Below are 19,415 nucleotides of genomic sequence, written 5' to 3'. Positions count from 1 at the left end.
TGGCGAGTTTCGCTGCCTTTTACCCCGATTGAGGCTGCTTTGGCGGATCTGGCCTGGGAATTGCAGTGAATTAACGGTGGAGTGACGAGTCCATGCCGGCAGGATGAACAAGCGCCGCCGGCGACAGCAGTGTCCCAATAGCCATTGTGCATGACTGTATGCCAGACGACACAGAGCGGGAGCATTCAGGCGAATAATCTGGAAGGAGAATGTCAGATGCTGAGTTTACGTTCGGTGAATCAATTTTACGGTCAGAACCATATTTTATGGGATGTGGATCTCGATCTGCCGCCAGGCACCTGCACCGGCGTGCTGGGCAGCCCGGGGATGGGCAAAACCACGCTGGTGAACTGTATTATGGGTCGCCTGCCCATTAATAGTGGATCGATGACCTGGCAGGAAGACGGCGCGCCGCCGGAAAACCTGCTGCTGCAGCCTGCTGAGCAACGCGCGCGCATGGGCATCGGCTACGTACCACAGGGACGCCACATCTTTTCCCAGATGAGCGTGGAAGATAACCTGCTGATTGCGCTGATGGCGGCACAGGACGATCGCAGCCGCGCCATTCCCGAGATGGTGTTCGATCTGTTTCCGGCGCTCTACTCGCTGCGTCATCAGCGCAGTGGCGAACTGCCGATGGATCAGCAGCAGCAGTTGGCCCTGGCGCGCGCGCTGGTGCTGCAGCCGAAACTATTGATCCTCGATGAACCCACCGAAGGCATGTCGCCGTGGCTGGAGGAGGAGATGGGGAATCTGATTCGCCGCCTGAACCGCGACTATGGCCTGACGATTCTGCTGCTGGAACAGCATGTGTCGTTCATTCGCCGCGTGGCGGACTATTTTCTGCTGCTGCATCGTGGCCGCAACGTGGCGCAGGGCAGCGTGGCACAGCTGGATGATGTAACGGTGAGTAAGTGGCTAACGGCCACCTAGCGTCGGTAGCCTGCGGCGCAGAGTGCTGCGCCGCCGCGCCATTTACTGTGGCAGGGTAAGGTAACGGCCACAGTCGGCCTGCTGCGCCGCGCTGCTCAGCCACGGAATCTCACCGAGGAACGGGGCCGCAATGCGCTGTTGCAGCGTCGCCAGATATTCCGCATGTCGCTTACCCGGCGGCTGGATGTCATTGGCAATCCAGCCGGCGAGGCGCAACCCGCGCGCCTTCACCGCTTCCGCCGTCAGCATGGCGTGGTTGATGCAGCCGAGCTTCACGCCAACCACCAGAATCACCGGCAGCTGCTCGGCGGCGACCCAGTCGGCGTAAGTTTGCGTCGCGGACAGCGGCGTGAACCAGCCGCCCGCGCCTTCCACCAGCACCCATTCAGCCTGCTGCTCCAGCGCGCGTAAGCCAGCGGAGAGCTGCGCAAATTCAATCGGTCTGCCCTCTTCCGCGCTGACGATATGCGGCGACGTCGGTTCGATGAACGCCAGCGGGTTCACCTGCTCATAGCTCAGCGCCAGGCTGCTGTAGCGCTGCAGCGCCAGCGCGTCGCTGTTGCGTACGCCGTCGGGCGTGACCTCGCAGCCGGAGGCCACCGGTTTGTAGCCAGCAGTGCGTAATCCCGCGGCGCTGGCCGCCTGCAACAGAGCGCCGCTGGCGACTGTTTTGCCCACTTCGGTGTCAGTTCCGGTAATAAACCAGCGTGTCATTTTTGTAAAACTCCATACATCAGGTGATAACTGAGACGATAGCCGTGCGCATCCTGCGGCCAGTGCTGCTCCAGCTGCGCCAGCTGCGGGCGCGTCAGCAGGGCCGCGTGTCGCCCATCGTGCAGGTGCGTTGCGCCGATGCCTTTCAGCGAGCGCATGGCGCTCAGCGCACTGGGGAAGTGCAGCGTGACGATCTGCGTCTGGCTGCGCAGCGGCAGGCCCGCGGCAGCCTGGGCAAAGGCATCGCCGCTGAGGAAGCGATTGGCGTGACGCCGACCATCGATCTGCGCCCACGCCTGATGCACCTCCTGCAGCGAGCCGTCGAGCAGCGTCGAGAACAGCACGCTGCCGCCCGGGCGCGTCACGCGCAGAAACTGCTGCAGCGCGGTGCGCAGATCGCTGCTCCACTGCACCGCCAGGTTGCTCCAGACGCCGTCGACGCTGTTATCCGCCAGCGGTAACTGGTCGATATCGCCCTGTAAATAGTCGTGCGCCGAGTGCTGTTCGCGCGCCGCCTGCAGCATCGCCGGTGACAGATCCAGCGCGCAGACCTGGCGACCGCGATCGCGCCAGTAGCGGCTGAACCAGCCGGTGCCGCAGCCGGCATCCAGCAGCTGCGGGCCAAATCCGGCCGGCGCCAGCGCCAGCAGCGCCTCGCCGCTCTGGCGCTGCAGCTGAGCATGCTGTTCGTAGTGCGCGGCCGCCCGGCCAAACGCCTGCGCCACCGCCTGTTTATTCACCTGCAGCGTCATACAGTGCCTCCAGCAACGCGTCGATATCTTCGGGATGATGCGCGGCGGTGAGCGTAATGCGCAGCCGCGCGGTACCCGGCGGCACCGTCGGTGGCCGGATCGCGCTCACCCAGCAACCGGCCTGCGCCAGCCGCTGCGCCAGCGCCAGCGCGGCACGGTTTTCGCCGACGATCAGCGGCTGAATGGCGCTGTCAGAGGCCATCAGCTGCCACGGCAACTGCGCCGCGCCCGCACGAAAGCGGGCAATATTTTGCTGCAACCGCGCGCGCAGCGCGTCGCCCTGCTGGATCTGCTGCAGCGCCGCCAGCAGCGCACAACACTGCGCCGGCGGCATGGCGGTGGAATAGATTAAATGGCGCGAGAACTGCTCGACGTAATCTGCGGTGGCGTCATCACACAGCAGCGCGGCGCCGCTGACGCCAAAGCCTTTACCAAAGGTCACCACCAGCAGTTCCGGTTTCACCTGCTGCTGCCAGCAGCTGCCGCGCCCCTGCTCACCGGTGACGCCAATGCCGTGCGCATCGTCCACCAGCAGCCAGCCGCCCGCGCGCCGGGTTTCGGCGGCAAGTTCAGCCAGCGGCGCACTGTCGCCATCCATGCTGAATACGCCCTCGGTCACCACCAGCGTGCCGCCTTCCGCGCGCGTCGCCAGCAGCTTCGCCAGGCTGGCCGGCTGGTTGTGGGCAAAACGGCGCAGCGTTGCCGGACTGTGGCTGGCGGCATCCAGCAGCGAGGCGTGCGCCAGTTTGTCAGCGATAATGCGATCCGACTTTTGCGCCAGCAGATGGATCACTGCCTGGTTGGCGGCAAAGCCGGAGATAAACAGCAGCGCGCGCGGGTAGCCGAGCCAGGACGCCAGCTGCTGCTCCAGCTGCGCATGGTGACGGCTGTAGCCGGTGACGTGGCCGGAAGCGCCGGCACCGACGCCCGCCTCGCGCACGCCCTGCTGCCAGGCGGCCATCACCGCCGGATGCTGGCTCAGGCCGAGGTAATCATTACTGGAGAAGTGGCGATAGCGCTGCCCGTCGAGGGTAATTTCACGCACGCTGTTGTGCTCAATGCGCCGCCGCTGCCGCCAGCCGTCGGCGGCACGCTGCGCCGTCAGCGCCTGCGCAATACGTTCAGACCACATTTACACGGCCGCGTTATAGAACTGCGCGCTGTCGGCGTGCAGCAACTGCTCGCTGAGCTGATGCTGCTGTTCGTTATCGCCTGCCGTCGTGGCGGTGTGCTCCGGATTCAGGCCCAGCTTGCGGAACAGGATCAGATCTTTGTCCTCTTCCGGGTTCGGCGTGGTCAGCAGCTTGCAGCCGTAGAAAATCGAGTTGGCACCCGCCATGAAGCACATCGCCTGGGTCTGTTCGCTCATCTGCTCGCGACCGGCCGACAGGCGCACGTGCGAGGTCGGCATCATGATGCGCGCCACGGCAATGGTGCGGATAAAGTCGAACGGCTCGACGTCATCGTTATCCGCCAGCGGCGTGCCTTTGACTTTCACCAGCATGTTAATCGGCACGCTCTCCGGCGGCGTGGGCAGGTTGGCCAGCTGCACCAGCAATCCGGCGCGGTCGTTGACCGTTTCGCCCAGCCCGACAATGCCGCCTGAACACACTTTGATGCCGGCGTTGCGCACTTTATCCAGCGTATCAAGACGCTCCTGATAGGTACGGGTGGTGATGATGCTGCCGTAAAACTCCGGCGAGGTGTCGAGGTTATGGTTGTAAAAATCGAGCCCGGCGCTGGCCAGCCGCTGCGCCTGATCGTGGTCGAGCGTGCCCAGCGTCATGCAGGTTTCCATGCCCATGGCTTTCACGCCCTGCACCATCTGCTCAAGGTACGGCATGTCGCGCTCGTGCGGGTTTTTCCACGCCGCGCCCATGCAGAAGCGGCTGGAGCCGGCTGCTTTGGCCTTGCGCGCCGATTCCAGCACCGCCTCCACCTCCATCAGGCGCTCGGTTTCCAGCCCGGTTTTGTAACGCGCGCTCTGCGGACAGTATTTACAGTCTTCCGGACAGGCGCCGGTTTTGATCGACAGCAGCGTGCTGACCTGCACCTGACGCGGGTCGAAGTGCTGGCGGTGCACCTGCTGTGCTTCAAACATCAGCTCGAGAAAAGGTTTATCAAATAGCGCCTGAGCCTGAGCCAGTGTCCAGCGATTAGCCATTGCTTACTCCAAAAAAGGGGGTTCATCCTGACGATTAACGTGGTTATACTTGTAAACTAAATCTTTTCAAAATGGTTTACAAGACAGATGTTCACACAGGACGACCTCCGCTTTGACCGCCAGCATATCTGGCATCCTTACACCTCAATGCGCGATCCGCTGCCGTGCTACCCGGTGGTGGCCGCGCACGGCTGCACGCTGCAGCTGGCCGATGGACGTGAGCTGGTCGACGGCATGTCGTCGTGGTGGGCAGCGATCCACGGCTATAACCATCCGCGCCTCAATCAGGCGTTGCAGCAGCAGATGGCGCAGATGTCACACGTGATGTTCGGCGGCATCACCCATCCGCCAGCCGTGGAGCTGAGCCGCCAGTTGATCGCCATGACGCCCGAGGCGCTGGAGTGCGTGTTCCTCGCCGATTCCGGCTCGATCGCCGTCGAAGTGTCGATGAAAATGGCGCTGCAGTACTGGTTGGGACGCGGAGAGACGCGGCAGAAATTCCTCACGCTGCAGCGCGGTTATCACGGCGATACGTTTGCCGCCATGTCGGTCTGCGATCCGGAAAACTCCATGCACAGCCTGTGGCGCGGCTACCTGCCGGAGCATCTGTTCGCCCGCGCGCCGCAGTGTGGCTTTGACGATGACTGGGATGACAACGATATTGCCGATTTCGCCCGGCTGGCCGAACAACACCATCGCAGCATTGCCGCGGTAATCCTGGAACCTATCGTGCAGGGTGCCGGCGGCATGCGTTTCTACCATCCACGCTATCTGCAACAGGTGCGGGCGCTGTGCGATCGCTACGGTTTGTTGCTGATCGCCGATGAGATCGCCACCGGCTTCGGCCGCAGCGGCAAGCTGTTTGCCAGCGAGCACGCCGGCATCACGCCGGACATTTTGTGTCTCGGCAAGGCGCTGACCGGCGGCACCCTGACGCTCTCCGCCACCCTGACCACGCGCGACGTCGCCGATACTATCAGCCGCAGCGCGGCGGGCTGCTTTATGCACGGGCCGACGTTCATGGGCAATCCGCTGGCCTGTGCGGTGGCGGTTGAAAGCCTGAAGTTGATTAACGAAGGGCACTGGCCGGCGCAGGTGGCGGCGATTGAGCAGCAGCTGCGAACGGAACTGCTGCCGCTGCGCGACCATCCGATGGTGGCGGATGCGCGCGTGCTGGGGGCAATTGGCGTGATTGAGACCCATCAGCCGGTGAACATGGCGGCACTGCAGCAGTTCTTCGTGGAACGCGGCGTATGGATTCGCCCGTTCGGTAAGCTGATTTACCTGATGCCACCTTATCTGATTTCTGCCGCACAGCTGACGCAACTGACGGCGGCGCTAAGCGCTGCACTGGCGGTGGACGGCCACTTTCAGCCCTGACACCGCTGGCACTCGCCGCCATTTTCCACCATCATTGAGAGCAGTACACAACAGGAAAGGAGAGATCATGCGCGTAGTGAGCCAGGATTTTAACGATGGCGATAAAATGCCCGAGCGCCACGTCTTTAACGGCATGGGTTACCAGGGCGATAATCTGTCGCCGCACCTGGCATGGGATGAAGTGCCGGCCGGCACCAAAAGCTTTGTGGTGACTTGCTACGATCCGGATGCCCCGACCGGCTCTGGCTGGTGGCACTGGGTAGTCGCCAATATTCCGGCTGAGGTGACCGTGCTGTCACAGGGCGCCGGTTCCGGCGTGGCGGAACTGCCGGAGGGTGCCATTCAGACGCGTACCGATTTCGGCCAGAGCGGTTACGGTGGCGCAGCGCCGCCGCAGGGCGAATCGCATCGCTACATCTTTACGGTGCATGCGCTGGACGTGGAGAAAATTGAGGTGGACGAAGGTGCCAGCGGCGCGATGGTCGGCTTCAACGTGCACTTCCATGCGCTGGCCAGCGCGTCGATCACGGTGAAATACGCCTGATTGCATAAGGTGCGCATCGCTGCGCACCCTGGCAGAGGTCGCCGTAGATGGCGACCCTGCATGGCCGAATAGCGTTCCTCAGTCCAGCGCGTGAATCACTACCCACATCGGCCCCTGACCCACGGCGTAACGCGCCAGCGGTTGCAGCAGGCCACGATCGCCAATGCGATAGACTTCAATGTGATGCGATTTCTGCCCCGCCGCCACCAGATACTGACCGCTGCCATCAATGTTAAAGCCACGCGGCTGAGTTTCGGTCGGCTGATAACCTTCAATCGTCAGCACCGAGCCGTCCTCACTGATACTGAACACGGTCAGCGTGCTGCTGGTGCGGTCACAGGCATACAGGAAGCGACCGTCCGGGGTGATATGGATATCCGCTGCCCAGCGTGTATCGCTGAAGCCCGGTGGCATGATATCAAGGCTCTGCACGCGCTCGACCTGGCCGTTAACATTGTTCAGCGCCCAGACGTCGACGGTGCTGTCCAGTTCGTTAACCACATAGCCATAGGCGCCGTTCGGGTGGAACGCCATATGACGCGGGCCGGCGCCTTCTACCGTGGTCACCTGCGGCTGCGCGCGCGGTGCCAGCGTGCCGTCCGCCTGCAGCTGATACAGGCAGATGCGATCCTGTTTCAGCGCTGGCACAAACAGCGTCTGGTTGCTGAGGTCGATATTCGCCGAATGGCAGCCCTCCAGCCCGTTAATCACCTGCAGTGGCGACTGCGGCAGGCCGTCGCTGCCAATCGGACTGATGCTGACACAGGCATCGTTATACGAGCCGCAGAACAGATAGTTGCCCTGGCGGTCGGTAGAAATGTGAGTCGGGCTGCCCTGCAGCGGCGCTTCACCGGCCAGGCTTAACGTACCGTCGGCCGCAATGCGGTACGCCAGTACGCGAAAATTCGGACGCACGCCGACATAGAGAAAATCTTTCTTCGGGCTCACCACCATCGGCTGCACCTGGCCGGCCACATCCGTGACCTGCAATAACGTCAGTGCGCCATCTTCCTGCATCTGCCAGGCGTGGATCTGCTGGCTCTCGGGACTGGCGGTATACACGACTTGTTTCATGCGTTTTCCTTATTCGCTGCCTGATGAAAAACAGTAACTGTAGCGCGTTTCACCGCCGCGCGCTGGGCTGATTTGTGCCCTGCTTTTTGTCTCAGGGCCGCTGGCGGGTGTAGACTTACTGCTTTGCTAACTCCGGACGGAAAGTGTAATGAGCTACCGCGTAATCGCCCTTGACCTCGACGGCACCCTGCTAACCCCAAACAAAACCATCCTGCCAGAATCCCTTGAAGCCTTAGCCCGCGCGCAACAGGCTGGCGTTCAGGTGCTGATCGTCACCGGTCGCCATCACTGCGCCATTCACCCGTTTTATCAGGCGCTGCAGCTGACAACGCCCGCCATCTGCTGTAACGGCACGTATCTGTACGATTACCAGGCGCAACGGGTGCTGGCTGCCGATCCGCTGGAGAAAAGTCAGGCGGCGCGAGTGATTGAGATGCTCGATCAGGAGAATATTCACGGTCTGCTGTATGTCGATGATGCGATGCTGTATCAGGAAGCGACCGGCCATGTGACGCGCACCCTCAACTGGGCGCAGTCGCTGCCGGAAGCGCAGCGCCCGCTGTTTGTGCAGGTGCCGAGCCTGGCGCAGGCGGCGCACGACGCGCAGTCGATCTGGAAATTTGCCCTGTCGCATCCGGATACCCGCGCGCTGCAGCAGTTTGCTGAACGCACCGAACGCGAGCTGGGTCTGGCGTGTGAATGGTCGTGGCACGATCAGGTCGACATCGCTCAGGCCGGCAACAGCAAAGGCAAACGCCTGGCGCAGTGGGTGGCGAGCCAGGGTCTGAGCATGCAGGACGTGCTGGCGTTTGGCGACAATTACAACGATCTCAGCATGCTGGAGCAGGCCGGGCTGGGCGTGGCGATGGGCAATGCCGATGACGCCATCAAAGCACGCGCGCGCAAAGTGATCGGTACCAACCTTGAGCCGGGCATTGCGCAGGTGATCTACCAGGAAGTGCTGTAACGCCAGGCTGATCGCGGCATAAGGCATCAGTCAGGTTGACCGGAAAAAAGCGCGAAAAAACGCGCTGATCCGCAGACCGGACGTACCGCGTTGTCGTCCGGTTTGTGTTACGCGGTAATCGACACGCTCTTGATCTGCGCATACAGCCACTGATCGGGCCGGATATTCAGCTCGTCGCGCGCCCACGGTGAAATGCGCGCCCACAGCTCGCTGACGCCGATGCGCAGCTTCACTTCGACCTGTTCGTCCAGCTCCAGCAGCTCCACCACCTGCGCCGGTAAAATATTGCGGATCGAGGTGTTTTGCGGCGGCTGCAGCGCCAGCGACACGTCCGCCGAGGCGATACGGATGCGCAGTACGCTTTTCACCGGCTGATTCACCCGGCTGACCCAGATGTGCTGATCGCCAAGCGACAGCGCGGTCATCGGGTAATCCGGATGCTGCTCCAGCACCTGCACGCGCAACACGCTGCTGCGCTCGGCCGCCGGCAGCCAGGGCCGCATCGCGCTGCTGCTCCACACTTTTTCCAGCGCGCCGAAGGCTTTGACGTTACCGTTATCCAGCACCAGCACCTGATTCGCCAGCTGGACAATCTCCTCCAGGCTGTGACTCACGTACAGCAGCGGAATCTCCACCTGCTTCGCCAGCTTCTGCAAATAGGGCATCAGCTCGCGCTTGCGTGGCAGATCGAGCGACGCCAGCGGTTCGTCCATCAGCAGGATATCTGGCGCGCTCAGCAGCGCCCGGCCCATCGCCACACGCTGCTTTTCGCCACCCGACAGCGAGGCCGGATAGCGATCCAGCAGCGCGTCCAGTCCCAGCAGCGTCACCAGCGCCCCGAACTGCGCTTTCATTTTGGGCGCCATGCCATACTGCAGATTGCCGCGCACGCGATAATGGGGAAACAGGCGCGCATCCTGAAACACGTAGCCTATGCGGCGTTTTTCCGGCGGCAGATTGATGCCGCTGTCGCGGTCAAACAGCAGACGATCGTTAAGCGCAATCTGGCCGCTCTGCGGCTGCGTCAGACCGCTGATGGCATTGATTAATGAGGTTTTTCCTGCCCCGGACACGCCAAAAATCGCGGTGATGCCGCTGGCCGGAATCTCCACATCGACGTTGAGCTGATGCTCACCGAGCTGTTGCGCAATGTTGATTTTCAGCATCAGGCCGCTCCCAGCCGCTTGCGGCCCCAGCGCGCCAGCAGCTCTGAGGCCACCAGCGACAGCAGCGCCAGCGCAATCGCCACCGCGCACAGCCGCGCCGCATTGCCTTCCGCGCCGGGCGTTTCAATCAGGGTAAACATGGCTGACGGGATGGTGCGGGTTTCGCCGGGAATGTTGGAGACAAAAGTAATGGTGGCCCCAAACTCACCGAGCGAGCGGGCAAACGCCAGTACGGTGCCCACGATGATGCCCGGAAAAGTCAGCGGCAGCGTAATGGTGAAAAACACCCGCCAGCGGCCCGCGCCCAGGGTACGTGCCGCCTGTTCCAGCCGGCTGTCTACCGCTTCCAGCGCCAGACGAATGGCGCGCACCATCAGCGGAAACGCCATCACCGCCGAGGCCAGCACCGCGCCGCGCCAGCTGAAGGCAAAGGTGATGCCGAACCAGTCATACAGCCAGCTGCCAATCAGGCCGCGCCGCCCGAGCGACAGCAGCAGCAAATAGCCGACCACCACCGGCGGCAGCACCAGCGGCAGATGAATCAGGCTATCGAGCAGGGTTTTGCCGGGAAAGCGACAGCGCGCCAGAATCCACGCCATCAGGATGCCAAACGGCAGGCTGCACAGCACCGCCACGCAGGAAACTTTCAGGCTCAGGAATACGGCCTGCCATTCGGGATCGCTCAGTATCATCTCTTCGGCGTAAATCCATACTGTTTAAACACGGCAGCGGCATCCGGCCCCTGCAGATAGTCATAGAAGGCCTGCACCGCTGCGTTCTGGTGATCGCTGACCACCGCCATCGGGTACTCTACGGGTTTGTGACTCGCTTCGGGGAAGCGTCCGACCACCTGCACCTTATCACTGGCTACCGCGTCGGAACCGTACACGATGCCATACGGCGTTTCGCGGCGTTCCACTAGCGCCAGCGCGGCACGCACGTTGTTAGCCGGTGCGAGCCGTGAAGCCAGCGTGTCCCACGCGCCCAGCTTTTGCAGCGCTTCTTTGGCATAAATACCTGCCGGCACGTGATCCGGATCGCCCACCGCCAGGCGCTCGCCCTTAAGCAGGTTCTGCCATGGGGTCTGCGCATTGATGGTCACCGGCTGCGCGTTAGCGCTTTTTGCCGCCACCAGCACCAGATCGTTGCCCAGCAGCGTGTAGCGCGTACTGCCGATCACGCTGTTTTTCGCCACCGCATCGTCCATCCACTGCTGATCGGCAGAGATAAACAGATCCGCCGGGGCGCCCTGCTCGATTTGCCGCGCCAGCGTCGACGAGGAAGCGAACGAGGATACCACTTCAACGCCGCTTTTTTGCTGATATTGCGTGGCAATCTGCTGCATCGCATTAGTCAGCGAGGCCGCAGCGAACACAGTAATTTTCTCCGCCGCCAGCGCCTGCCCCGACAGCGACACGGTGACCACGGCCGCCGCCGCCCAGTGATAAAGCGTATTTTGCATAGAGAGCTCCAGGTTACGTTATATAGTTGATAATACAACGCGAGCCTGAAAGCTGTCATGAGCTTTATATCGGTAAAAACGGCGGGAAGTTAAGGGCAAAACGCCCGCAGCGTGCGGGCGTTAAAAATCAGTGGTGTGAGCTATTGGCGGGACGGTCGTCGCGGCGGCCAAATTTAGAGATGACGTTAAAGACTTCACCCAGGCCGTAAATCAGACCCAGCATAATCGCCATCACGATGGGCACCATGATGATGGCGACCGCCAGGCTTTTTAACAGTTCCAGCATGGAAACCTCGCGCAAAGAGTAAAAAAGTGATTGTAACGGCTGGAGAAAAAAAGGCACTGCCCTTTTCGTGCTTTTACTTTAGGCCTTACAATTGGCGCATTCACCTAAGGAGCTGACATGCAGGCAGAACTCTCTCTTCACATCCGTCTTCAGCAGAAACTGTTTGCCGATCCGCGCCGTATTGAGCTGCTCAGGCGCGTGCAGGAAACCGGCTCCATCAGCCAGGGCGCCAGACTGGCGGGCATCAGCTATAAAAGCGCCTGGGACGCCATCAATGAGATGAATCAGCTGGCGGATCAGACGCTGGTCGAACGCGCGACCGGCGGCAAAGGCGGTGGCGGTGCCCGGCTGACGCGCTACGGCGAGCGATTGATTCAGCTGTTTCAATTGATGGAGCAGATCCAGCAAAAAGCCTTTGACGTGCTGCAAAACGACAGCCTGCCGCTCGACAGCCTGCTGGCGGCGATCGCCCGCTTTTCCCTGCAAACCAGCGCGCGCAACCAGCTATTTGGCACGGTGCAGGCGCGCGATCGTCAGCAGGTGCAGCAGCATGTTGAGATACTGCTGAACGACGGCGTGACTCGCCTGCAGGTGGCTCTGACCGAACGCAGCGCGGAGCGGCTACAGCTCGACAGCGGTAAAGAGGTGCTGGTGCTGATCAAAGCGCCGTGGATCCGCCTGACGCCTGACGCCGCAGAGGGCGATAATCAGCTGCCGGGCCTTGTCCACACCATCGAACCCGGCGAAACGCAGAGTGAAGTGCTGATTGCGCTGGCGGGCGGTGAAATGTTGTGCGCCACCGTCCCCAGCCAGGCGCTTCGCCAGCATAATCTGCAGCCCGGCAGCGCCGTGACCGCCTGTTTTAATGCAGAACACGCCATCATCGCCACACTGCTCTGATCTGGCCGCCATGATTTGACTTCATTTCGCTGGCTCGCTACAACTGAGCGACTTGATGCAGAAAACGGAACAAATCATGGCCTCATTGCAAATTTCGCAAGGCATATTTCACCTGAGCGATAGCCGTACCCTGACCCTGCCGGACTTAACCCTGCACAGCGGCGAAAGCTGGGCCTTTGTCGGTGCCAACGGCAGCGGTAAATCTTCGCTGGCGCGCGCGCTGTCCGGCGAGCTGACGGCGGCAAAGGGCGAGCTGCGGCAGGATTTTCAGCGCCGCACCCGTCTGTCGCTGGAGCAGCTGCAACAGCTGGTGACGCAGGAGTGGGAGCGCAACAACACCGATCTGCTGAGTGAAGGCGAAGATGACACCGGCCGCACCGCGCTGGAGATCATTCAGGATGAAGTAAAGGATGAGGCGCGGGCGCAGGCGCTGGCCCAGCAGTTTGGCATCAGCGCTTTACTGACTCGCCGCTTCAAATACCTTTCTACCGGCGAAACGCGCAAAACGCTGCTGTGTCAGGCGCTGATGGCGCAGCCGGATTTGCTGATCCTCGACGAACCTTTTGATGGTCTGGATGTGGCATCGCGCGCCAGCCTTGCCGATACGCTGCATCAGCTGCATCGCGACGGCTACACCGTGGTGCTGGTGCTGAACCGCTTTGACGATATCCCGGATTTTGTCCAGCAGGTCGGCGTGCTGGCGGAGTGCACGCTGACGCACGTGGGCGCGCGCCAGGCGATTCTCGCCGAAGCGCTAGTGGCGCAGCTGGCGCACAGCGAACGCCTGCAGGGCATGGCGCTGCCGGAGCCGGACCAGCCGGATCAGCTGCCCCAGCTGGCGGCAGATGCGCCGCGCGTTATCCTGCGCAACGGCGTGGTGTCGTATAACGATCATGCGGTGATCGACGGCCTGAACTGGCAGGTCAATCCCGGCGAGCACTGGCAGATTATCGGCCCCAACGGCGCGGGTAAATCGACCCTGCTCAGCCTGGTCACCGGCGATCATCCGCAGGGCTACAGCAATGATTTAACGTTGTTTGGTATTCGGCGCGGCAGCGGTGAGACCATCTGGGAGATCAAGCAGCATATCGGTTACGTCAGCAGCAGCCTGCATCTGGATTACCGCGTCAGCTGTAATGTGCGTACGGTGATCCTCTCGGGCTTTTTTGATTCGATCGGTCTTTATCAGGCGGTATCGGATCGGCAGAAAGCGCTGGCGCGCCAGTGGCTGGCGCTGCTTGGCATGGACAATGCGCTGGCCGATGCGCCGTTTCATAGCCTGTCGTGGGGCCAGCAGCGGCTGGTGCTGATTGCGCGCGCGCTGGTGAAGCACCCGACGCTGTTAATTCTGGATGAGCCGCTGCAGGGGCTCGATCCCATTAACCGCCAGCTGGTGCGCCGCTTTGTTGATGTGCTGATCGGCGAAGGCCGTACCCAGCTGATGTTTGTGTCCCACCACGCCGAGGACGCGCCGCAGTGCATCACCCACCGCCTGAGTTTTGTAAAACAGGGCGCGGGCTATGTCTATCAGCAGGAGGCGTTGCGTTAGTTTTCATTGATGAGCGGGTCGCCATCCATGGCGGCCCGGCGATAACAGTACGCACCTGACACATTTCCTTCCCTAAAAATGTAACCGCTACCACTAGCCTGCCGCATTATTCAGCAAACGCTGCGCATAAACCCACAAAATGAGAATCGTCACCTTGTGTAAACGATACCATTTATCCAGACTGGATCACGCTTTCAGCGCCACCGTTATGCTACGTTGAAGGCAGTGATTTTCTTCTGTTTGCCGATTACCAGGACTTGTTATGCAAAAATTTAACCCGGTCGATCATCCGCATCGCCGCTATAACCCGTTGATCGATCAATGGGTGCTGGTGTCACCGCATCGCGCCAAACGTCCTTGGCAGGGTGCGCAGGAGACGCCGGCGCTGGAGCAACTGCCCGCACACGATCCGGACTGCTTCCTGTGCGCCGGTAACACCCGGATCACCGGCGATAAAAATCCCGATTACAAAAGCACTTACGTATTCACCAATGACTTTGCCGCGCTGATGACCGATACACCGGACGCGCCGCAGAGCGATGATGTGCTGATGCGCTGTGAAGGCGCGCGCGGTACCAGTCGGGTGATCTGCTTCTCGCCGGATCACAGCAAAACCCTGCCCGAACTGGCGCTGCACAACTTGCAGGATATCGTGCGCACCTGGCAGGAGCAGACCGCCGAACTCGGTCAGCACTATCCGTGGGTGCAGGTATTTGAAAACAAAGGCGCAGCCATGGGCTGCTCGAATCCGCATCCGCACGGTCAGGTGTGGGCCAACAGTTTTCTGCCGAATGAAGCGCAAAAAGAGGATGACAACCAGCGCCGCTACTTTGCTGATAAAGGTACGCCGCTGCTGGTGGATTACGTAGCGCGCGAACTGCAGGACGGCAGCCGTACCGTGGTCGAAACCGAACACTGGCTGGCGGTGGTGCCGTGGTGGGCGGCCTGGCCGTTTGAAACCCTGCTGTTGCCTAAAACGCACGTGAAACGCATTACCGATCTCAGCGAGGCGCAGCGCACCGATCTGGCGCTGGCGCTCAAGCAGCTCACCAGCCGTTACGACAATCTGTTTCAGTGCTCGTTCCCCTATTCGATGGGCTGGCACGGCGCGCCGTTCAACGGCGAAGCCAACGATCACTGGCAGCTGCACGCGCACTTCTATCCCCCGCTGCTGCGCTCCGCGACGGTACGGAAATTTATGGTTGGCTACGAGATGCTGGCCGAGACCCAACGTGATTTAACGGCGGAACAGGCAGCAGAACGTCTGCGCTCTGTCAGCGCTATCCATTTCCGCGAGGAACAATAAATGTCTTTAAAATCGATCACTCAACAGGTTTTCGCTGACACCTTCGGCTACGCGCCGAGCCACAGCATTCAGGCACCGGGCCGGGTGAACCTGATCGGCGAGCATACCGATTACAACGACGGCTTCGTGCTGCCCTGCGCCATTGACTATCAGACCGTGATTGCCTGCGCCCGCCGCGACGATCGCCAGGTGCGCGTGGTGGCGGTGGATTACGACAATCAGCAGGATAGCTTCTCGCTGGATGCGCCGATTGAGCCGCTCAGCGAACCGATGTGGGCCAATTACGTGCGCGGCGTGGTGAAACATCTGCAGCAGCGCGACGCCAGCTTTGGCGGCGTGGATATGGTGATCAGCGGCAACGTGCCCCAGGGTGCCGGTCTCAGCTCGTCCGCCTCGCTGGAAGTGGCGGTGGGCACCGTGTTTCAGCAGCTGTATCAGCTGAAGCTCGACGGCGCAGCGATTGCCGTTAACGGGCAGGAAGCGGAGAACCAGTTTGTTGGCTGCAACTGCGGCATCATGGATCAGCTGATATCCGCACTCGGCCAGCAGGATCACGCCATGCTGCTGGACTGCCGCACGCTGGGCACGCGCGCCGTATCCATGCCGGAGGATGTCGCGGTGGTGATCATCAACTCGAACTTCCGCCGTAATCTGGTGGGCAGCGAATACAATACCCGCCGCGAGCAGTGCGAAACCGGTGCGCGCTTCTTTAACAAAAAGGCGCTGCGCGACGTGACGCTGGAGGAGTTTGCGGCGGCAGAACAGCAGCTCGATCCGCTGGTGGCCAAACGCGTACGTCACGTGATCACCGAAAATGCCCGGACGCTGGAAGCGGCGGACGCGCTGAGCAGCGGCGATCTGCAACGCATGGGTGAGCTGATGGCCGCCTCGCACGCCTCAATGCGCGACGATTTTGAGATTACCGTCGCGCCCATCGACCAGCTGGTGGAGATCGTCAAAGCGGAGATCGGCCCGCGCGGCGGCGTGCGTATGACCGGCGGCGGCTTCGGTGGCTGTATTGTCGCCCTGATGCCAACCGATCTGGTCGATCAGGTGAAAGCGGCGGTGGCGCAGCAGTACGAAGCGCAGACCGGCATCAAAGAGACCTTTTACGTGTGTAAAGCCTCAGCAGGAGCCGGCCAATGGTAAGCGACGTCAACTCTCATGCGCCGGACGGCCAGCCGTGGCGCATCACCGTGCTGCGCAACCGCAACGGCATGGTCGCCACCTTTATGGACTGGGGCGCCACCTGGCTGTCGGCGCGCGTGCCGATGCAGGACGGCAGCGTGCGCGAAGCGCTGCTCGGCTGCGCCACGCCGTCCGACTATCTGCATCAGGATGCTTATCTCGGTGCCACCATCGGGCGTTACGCGAACCGCATCGCCTTCGCTGAGCTAAAGCCACTTAACCGGCTGCTGGCGGCCAATCAGGGTCCGCACCAGCTGCACGGCGGGCCGCAGGGTTTCGACAAGCGCCGCTGGCAGATCCTCAGCCAGAGCGACAGCGAAGTGCACTATCGTCTTGATTCGCCGGACGGCGACCAGGGCTATCCCGGCAATCTGATTGCCGATGTAATTTATCAGCTCGATGACGATAACTGCCTGTCGATTCGCTATGAAGCGCAGACCGATCAGGCCTGTCCGGTCAACCTGACCAACCATGCTTACTTCAACCTTGATGCGCATCATGGCGACGCGCGCCAGCATCGCTTACAACTGCAGGCCGATCGTTATCTGCCGGTGGACAGCGCAGGCATTCCCAATGCGCCGCTGAAAGCGGTGGACGGCACCAGCTTTGATTTCCGCCAGCCGAAACGCGTGGCGGATGAGTTCCTGGCCGACGACGATCAGCGCGCGGTAAAAGGTTACGATCACGCGTTTCTGCTCACCACCGCCGGTGACAGCAGCCAGCCTGCTGCGCAGCTGTGGTCAGCGGACGACAAACTTAGCGTGAGCGTGTTCACCGCCGCGCCGGCGCTGCAGTTCTACTCCGGCAACTATCTGGAGGGAACGCGCGCCCGTGAACAGGGCAGCTATACTGCTTTCCAGGGCATCGCTCTGGAGAGTGAGTTTTTACCGGATTCGCCCAACCATAGCGAGTGGCCGCAGCCTGATTGCTGGCTGCAGCCCGGCGACACATGGCACTCCGTGACGCGTTATCGCTTCACCCCGCACTAAGCGCCGGTCGAAAAACGCGCACTGCGGTGCCGACAGGCTTACGCCGTGCGCTGTTTTCCGCTATGGTATGGCGCTATCAGTGTGCCGCTGAAATCAGCGGCCGCAGCCGGTTTCTATCATCATCGAAACATTAAGCATTAAGGAGTAAAGCTATGGCCGTAACTAAGCTGGTTCTGGTGCGCCACGGCGAAAGCCAGTGGAATCAGGAAAACCGCTTCACCGGATGGTACGACGTGGATCTGTCCGACAAGGGTCGCACCGAAGCCAAAGCAGCCGGTCAGCTGCTGAAAAAAGAAGGTTTCGTGTTTGATTTTGCCTACACCTCAGTGCTGAAGCGTGCCATCCACACTCTGTGGAACGTGCTGGATGAGCTGGATCAGGCTTGGCTGCCGGTCGAGAAAACCTGGCGTCTGAACGAGCGTCACTACGGTGCGCTGCAGGGTCTGGACAAAGCGGAAACCGCCGCCAAATACGGCGACGATCAGGTGAAACAGTGGCGCCGCGGCTTTGCCGTTACGCCACCAGAGCTGGATCGTAACGACGAGCGTTTCCCGGGCCACGACCCGCGCTACAAATCCCTGACCGACGCGCAGCTGCCGACCACCGAAAGCCTGGCACTGACCATCGATCGCGTGATCCCATTCTGGAACGAGAGCATTCTGCCGCGCATCAAGAGCGGTGAGAAAGTGATCGTTGCCGCGCACGGTAACTCACTGCGCGCGCTGGTGAAATACCTCGATAACATGAGCGAAGATGAGATCCTCGAACTGAACATCCCAACCGGCGTACCGCTGGTGTATGAGTTCGACGAGAACTTCAAGCCAATCAAACATTACTATCTGGGTGATGCCGACGAGATCGCAGCGAAAGCCGCCGCCGTTGCTAACCAGGGTAAAGCGAAGTAAGTTCACGCTGAAACGCAAAAGGCCAGACGCGAGTCTGGCCTTTTTTATGCCGTGCGCTGCCGTTAGCCGCGACGGGTTTTGATCGCCTGCGCCAGCTGACGCAGCGCTTTTTCCGTGTCGTCCCAGCCAATACAGGCGTCGGTGACGCTCTGGCCGTACACCAGCGGTTTGCCGCTGTCGAGGCTCTGGTTGCCTTCCACCAGGTGGCTCTCAATCATCACGCCGGTAATCGCCTGCTCGCCGCCGGCAATCTGCTGCGCCACGTCTGCGGCCACCACCATCTGACGCTGGAACTGCTTGCTGCTGTTGGCGTGGCTGAAGTCGATCATCACCTGTGGACGCAGGCCCGCTTTTTCCAGCCCGGTTTTCACCGCCGCAACGTGTTCCGCACTGTAGTTCGGCTCTTTGCCGCCGCGCAGAATGATGTGGCAATCTTCATTACCGCTGGTTTCGACAATCGCCGAATGACCATATTTGGTGACTGACAGGAAGCAGTGCGGCGCGCTGGCAGCGCCGATGGCATCGATCGCCACTTTGATGGTGCCGTCGGTACCGTTTTTGAAGCCGACCGGACAGGAGAGCCCGGAGGAGAGCTCGCGGTGCACCTGCGATTCGGTGGTGCGCGCACCAATGGCGCCCCAGCTCATCAAATCCGCCATGTATTGCGGCGTGATCATGTCGAGGAACTCACCGGCAGCCGGCAGTCCGGTGTCGTTGATATCCACCAGCAGCTTACGCGCCAGGCGCAGGCCGTCGTTAATCTGGAAGCTACCGTCCATGTAAGGATCGTTGATCAGCCCTTTCCAGCCCACCGTGGTACGCGGTTTTTCAAAGTACACGCGCATCACCACTTCCAGCTCACCCTTCAGCTCCTCGCGCAACGTCAGCAGGCGAGCGGCATACTCTTTGGCCGCCTGGGTATCGTGGATGGAGCATGGCCCAATCACTACCAGCAGGCGGTCATCTTCACCGTGCAGAATGCGGTGAATGGCCTGGCGGGCCTGGGCAACGGTTTGAGCAGCGTTATCGGTGGCGGGGAATTTTTCCAGCAGCGCAACAGGGGGCAGTAACTCTTTGATCTCTCTGATGCGTAAATCGTCGTTCTGGTAATCCATACTTATTCCATTCAAATTTCT

General features: G+C 61.1%; 20 protein-coding genes. 10 read left to right on the top strand and 10 right to left on the bottom strand.

Going from position 1 to position 19,415, the window contains the following annotated elements:
- Positions 1–216: 216 nt before the first annotated feature.
- Positions 217–933: an ABC transporter ATP-binding protein gene (locus tag F3J41_RS02010; RefSeq protein WP_021508499.1), complete on the top strand. Its 717-nt coding sequence runs from the start codon at positions 217–219 to the stop codon at positions 931–933.
- Between the two features lie 42 nt (positions 934–975).
- Here the strand turns inward: F3J41_RS02010 and bioD are convergent, their stop codons facing one another.
- Genes bioD through bioB form a run of 4 tightly spaced genes read right to left on the bottom strand, consistent with a single transcriptional unit; the run spans position 976 to position 4,563 of the window.
- Complete coding sequence (bioD, locus tag F3J41_RS02005; RefSeq protein ID WP_058775301.1) at positions 976–1,647, bottom strand: dethiobiotin synthase; 672 nt, start codon at positions 1,645–1,647, stop codon at positions 976–978.
- Positions 1,644–2,399, bottom strand: coding sequence for a malonyl-ACP O-methyltransferase BioC (bioC, locus tag F3J41_RS02000; protein ID WP_159378354.1), 756 nt, complete (start codon positions 2,397–2,399; stop codon positions 1,644–1,646). Before bioC ends, bioD begins: the two co-directional genes overlap by 4 nt.
- Positions 2,380–3,531: an 8-amino-7-oxononanoate synthase gene (bioF, locus tag F3J41_RS01995; protein ID WP_058775299.1), complete on the bottom strand. Its 1,152-nt coding sequence runs from the start codon at positions 3,529–3,531 to the stop codon at positions 2,380–2,382. The genes bioC and bioF overlap by 20 nt, the downstream gene beginning before the upstream one ends.
- The gene (bioB, locus tag F3J41_RS01990; RefSeq protein ID WP_058757850.1) at positions 3,532–4,563 is read right to left on the bottom strand and encodes a biotin synthase BioB; all 1,032 of its coding nucleotides are present in this window, start codon (positions 4,561–4,563) and stop codon (positions 3,532–3,534) included.
- 87 nt (positions 4,564–4,650) lie between these two features.
- On the opposite strand from bioB, the gene bioA reads away from it, so the two are divergent.
- Together bioA and F3J41_RS01980 are read left to right on the top strand one after the other, a co-directional pair.
- Positions 4,651–5,943 carry an adenosylmethionine--8-amino-7-oxononanoate transaminase gene (gene bioA / locus F3J41_RS01985; RefSeq protein WP_166709799.1) on the top strand — a complete coding sequence of 431 codons (1,293 nt, stop codon included), beginning with the start codon at positions 4,651–4,653 and terminating at the stop codon, positions 5,941–5,943.
- A gap of 67 nt (positions 5,944–6,010) precedes the next feature.
- Complete coding sequence (locus F3J41_RS01980) at positions 6,011–6,487, top strand: kinase inhibitor (RefSeq protein WP_058781275.1); 477 nt, start codon at positions 6,011–6,013, stop codon at positions 6,485–6,487.
- A gap of 78 nt (positions 6,488–6,565) precedes the next feature.
- Here the strand turns inward: F3J41_RS01980 and pgl are convergent, their stop codons facing one another.
- Positions 6,566–7,561, bottom strand: coding sequence for a 6-phosphogluconolactonase (gene pgl, locus F3J41_RS01975; protein ID WP_166709797.1), 996 nt, complete (start codon positions 7,559–7,561; stop codon positions 6,566–6,568).
- A gap of 148 nt (positions 7,562–7,709) precedes the next feature.
- Here pgl and F3J41_RS01970 point away from each other — a divergent pair, with 148 nt between their 5' ends.
- Complete coding sequence (locus F3J41_RS01970) at positions 7,710–8,528, top strand: pyridoxal phosphatase (protein WP_058757854.1); 819 nt, start codon at positions 7,710–7,712, stop codon at positions 8,526–8,528.
- Positions 8,529–8,635: 107 nt separating this feature from the next.
- On the opposite strand, the gene modC is transcribed toward F3J41_RS01970, so the two are convergent.
- The 4 genes from modC to F3J41_RS01950 form a co-directional block, all read right to left on the bottom strand.
- Positions 8,636–9,694 carry a molybdenum ABC transporter ATP-binding protein ModC gene (modC, locus tag F3J41_RS01965; RefSeq protein WP_166709795.1) on the bottom strand — a complete coding sequence of 353 codons (1,059 nt, stop codon included), beginning with the start codon at positions 9,692–9,694 and terminating at the stop codon, positions 8,636–8,638.
- Complete coding sequence (gene modB / locus F3J41_RS01960) at positions 9,694–10,386, bottom strand: molybdate ABC transporter permease subunit (protein WP_166709793.1); 693 nt, start codon at positions 10,384–10,386, stop codon at positions 9,694–9,696. The genes modC and modB overlap by 1 nt, the downstream gene beginning before the upstream one ends.
- Positions 10,383–11,156: a molybdate ABC transporter substrate-binding protein gene (modA, locus tag F3J41_RS01955; protein WP_021508510.1), complete on the bottom strand. Its 774-nt coding sequence runs from the start codon at positions 11,154–11,156 to the stop codon at positions 10,383–10,385. Before modA ends, modB begins: the two co-directional genes overlap by 4 nt.
- 127 nt (positions 11,157–11,283) lie before the next feature.
- A complete protein-coding gene (locus tag F3J41_RS01950; protein ID WP_021508511.1) occupies positions 11,284–11,442 on the bottom strand; it encodes an AcrZ family multidrug efflux pump-associated protein in 159 nt (52 codons plus the stop codon).
- A 117-nt stretch (positions 11,443–11,559) separates the two neighbouring features.
- On the opposite strand from F3J41_RS01950, the gene modE reads away from it, so the two are divergent.
- The 6 genes from modE to gpmA all read left to right on the top strand — a co-directional run bounded on the left by modE (position 11,560) and on the right by gpmA (position 18,279).
- Entirely contained in the window at positions 11,560–12,342 is a 783-nt protein-coding gene (gene modE, locus F3J41_RS01945) for a molybdenum-dependent transcriptional regulator (RefSeq protein WP_150361773.1), read from the top strand.
- A gap of 76 nt (positions 12,343–12,418) precedes the next feature.
- Complete coding sequence (gene modF / locus F3J41_RS01940) at positions 12,419–13,891, top strand: molybdate ABC transporter ATP-binding protein ModF (protein WP_166709791.1); 1,473 nt, start codon at positions 12,419–12,421, stop codon at positions 13,889–13,891.
- A gap of 262 nt (positions 13,892–14,153) precedes the next feature.
- Positions 14,154–15,197, top strand: a complete 1,044-nt coding sequence (galT, locus tag F3J41_RS01935) for a galactose-1-phosphate uridylyltransferase (RefSeq protein ID WP_166709789.1) — start codon at positions 14,154–14,156, stop codon at positions 15,195–15,197.
- Positions 15,198–16,346: a galactokinase gene (gene galK / locus F3J41_RS01930; RefSeq protein ID WP_058775295.1), complete on the top strand. Its 1,149-nt coding sequence runs from the start codon at positions 15,198–15,200 to the stop codon at positions 16,344–16,346. It abuts the gene before it with no gap.
- Positions 16,340–17,374 (top strand): galactose-1-epimerase, encoded by a 1,035-nt coding sequence (gene galM, locus F3J41_RS01925; protein ID WP_058757860.1) that lies wholly within the window; start codon positions 16,340–16,342, stop codon positions 17,372–17,374. Before galK ends, galM begins: the two co-directional genes overlap by 7 nt.
- A gap of 152 nt (positions 17,375–17,526) precedes the next feature.
- Positions 17,527–18,279 (top strand): 2,3-diphosphoglycerate-dependent phosphoglycerate mutase, encoded by a 753-nt coding sequence (gpmA, locus tag F3J41_RS01920; RefSeq protein ID WP_010616013.1) that lies wholly within the window; start codon positions 17,527–17,529, stop codon positions 18,277–18,279.
- A 62-nt stretch (positions 18,280–18,341) separates the two neighbouring features.
- Here the strand turns inward: gpmA and aroG are convergent, their stop codons facing one another.
- A complete protein-coding gene (aroG, locus tag F3J41_RS01915) occupies positions 18,342–19,394 on the bottom strand; it encodes a 3-deoxy-7-phosphoheptulonate synthase AroG (RefSeq protein ID WP_021508517.1) in 1,053 nt (350 codons plus the stop codon).
- Between the last annotated feature and the right edge of the window lie 21 nt (positions 19,395–19,415).

The organism is Pantoea sp. Ap-870, from assembly GCF_011752515.1.
GTDB classification, from domain to species: Bacteria; Pseudomonadota; Gammaproteobacteria; order Enterobacterales; family Enterobacteriaceae; genus Pantoea; species Pantoea dispersa.
The sequence above is the reverse complement of the archived record's forward strand: the minus strand, read 5'-3'. Positions and strand labels throughout refer to the sequence as shown.

What these genes read in the sequence shown, in the direction of transcription:
- F3J41_RS01970 (WP_058757854.1), top strand. Translation starts at nt 7,710, where the DNA reads ATGAGCTACCGCGTAATCGCCCTTGACCTCGACGGCACCCTGCTAACC.
- gpmA (WP_010616013.1), top strand. Translation starts at nt 17,527, where the DNA reads ATGGCCGTAACTAAGCTGGTTCTGGTGCGCCACGGCGAAAGCCAGTGG.
- bioC (WP_159378354.1), bottom strand. Translation starts at nt 2,399, where the DNA reads ATGACGCTGCAGGTGAATAAACAGGCGGTGGCGCAGGCGTTTGGCCGG.
- modB (WP_166709793.1), bottom strand. Translation starts at nt 10,386, where the DNA reads ATGATACTGAGCGATCCCGAATGGCAGGCCGTATTCCTGAGCCTGAAA.
- modE (WP_150361773.1), top strand. Translation starts at nt 11,560, where the DNA reads ATGCAGGCAGAACTCTCTCTTCACATCCGTCTTCAGCAGAAACTGTTT.
- aroG (WP_021508517.1), bottom strand. Translation starts at nt 19,394, where the DNA reads ATGGATTACCAGAACGACGATTTACGCATCAGAGAGATCAAAGAGTTA.
- bioA (WP_166709799.1), top strand. Translation starts at nt 4,651, where the DNA reads ATGTTCACACAGGACGACCTCCGCTTTGACCGCCAGCATATCTGGCAT.
- F3J41_RS02010 (WP_021508499.1), top strand. Translation starts at nt 217, where the DNA reads ATGCTGAGTTTACGTTCGGTGAATCAATTTTACGGTCAGAACCATATT.
- modA (WP_021508510.1), bottom strand. Translation starts at nt 11,156, where the DNA reads ATGCAAAATACGCTTTATCACTGGGCGGCGGCGGCCGTGGTCACCGTG.
- galT (WP_166709789.1), top strand. Translation starts at nt 14,154, where the DNA reads ATGCAAAAATTTAACCCGGTCGATCATCCGCATCGCCGCTATAACCCG.
- modF (WP_166709791.1), top strand. Translation starts at nt 12,419, where the DNA reads ATGGCCTCATTGCAAATTTCGCAAGGCATATTTCACCTGAGCGATAGC.
- F3J41_RS01980 (WP_058781275.1), top strand. Translation starts at nt 6,011, where the DNA reads ATGCGCGTAGTGAGCCAGGATTTTAACGATGGCGATAAAATGCCCGAG.
- galK (WP_058775295.1), top strand. Translation starts at nt 15,198, where the DNA reads ATGTCTTTAAAATCGATCACTCAACAGGTTTTCGCTGACACCTTCGGC.
- bioD (WP_058775301.1), bottom strand. Translation starts at nt 1,647, where the DNA reads ATGACACGCTGGTTTATTACCGGAACTGACACCGAAGTGGGCAAAACA.
- pgl (WP_166709797.1), bottom strand. Translation starts at nt 7,561, where the DNA reads ATGAAACAAGTCGTGTATACCGCCAGTCCCGAGAGCCAGCAGATCCAC.
- galM (WP_058757860.1), top strand. Translation starts at nt 16,340, where the DNA reads ATGGTAAGCGACGTCAACTCTCATGCGCCGGACGGCCAGCCGTGGCGC.
- modC (WP_166709795.1), bottom strand. Translation starts at nt 9,694, where the DNA reads ATGCTGAAAATCAACATTGCGCAACAGCTCGGTGAGCATCAGCTCAAC.
- bioF (WP_058775299.1), bottom strand. Translation starts at nt 3,531, where the DNA reads ATGTGGTCTGAACGTATTGCGCAGGCGCTGACGGCGCAGCGTGCCGCC.
- F3J41_RS01950 (WP_021508511.1), bottom strand. Translation starts at nt 11,442, where the DNA reads ATGCTGGAACTGTTAAAAAGCCTGGCGGTCGCCATCATCATGGTGCCC.
- bioB (WP_058757850.1), bottom strand. Translation starts at nt 4,563, where the DNA reads ATGGCTAATCGCTGGACACTGGCTCAGGCTCAGGCGCTATTTGATAAA.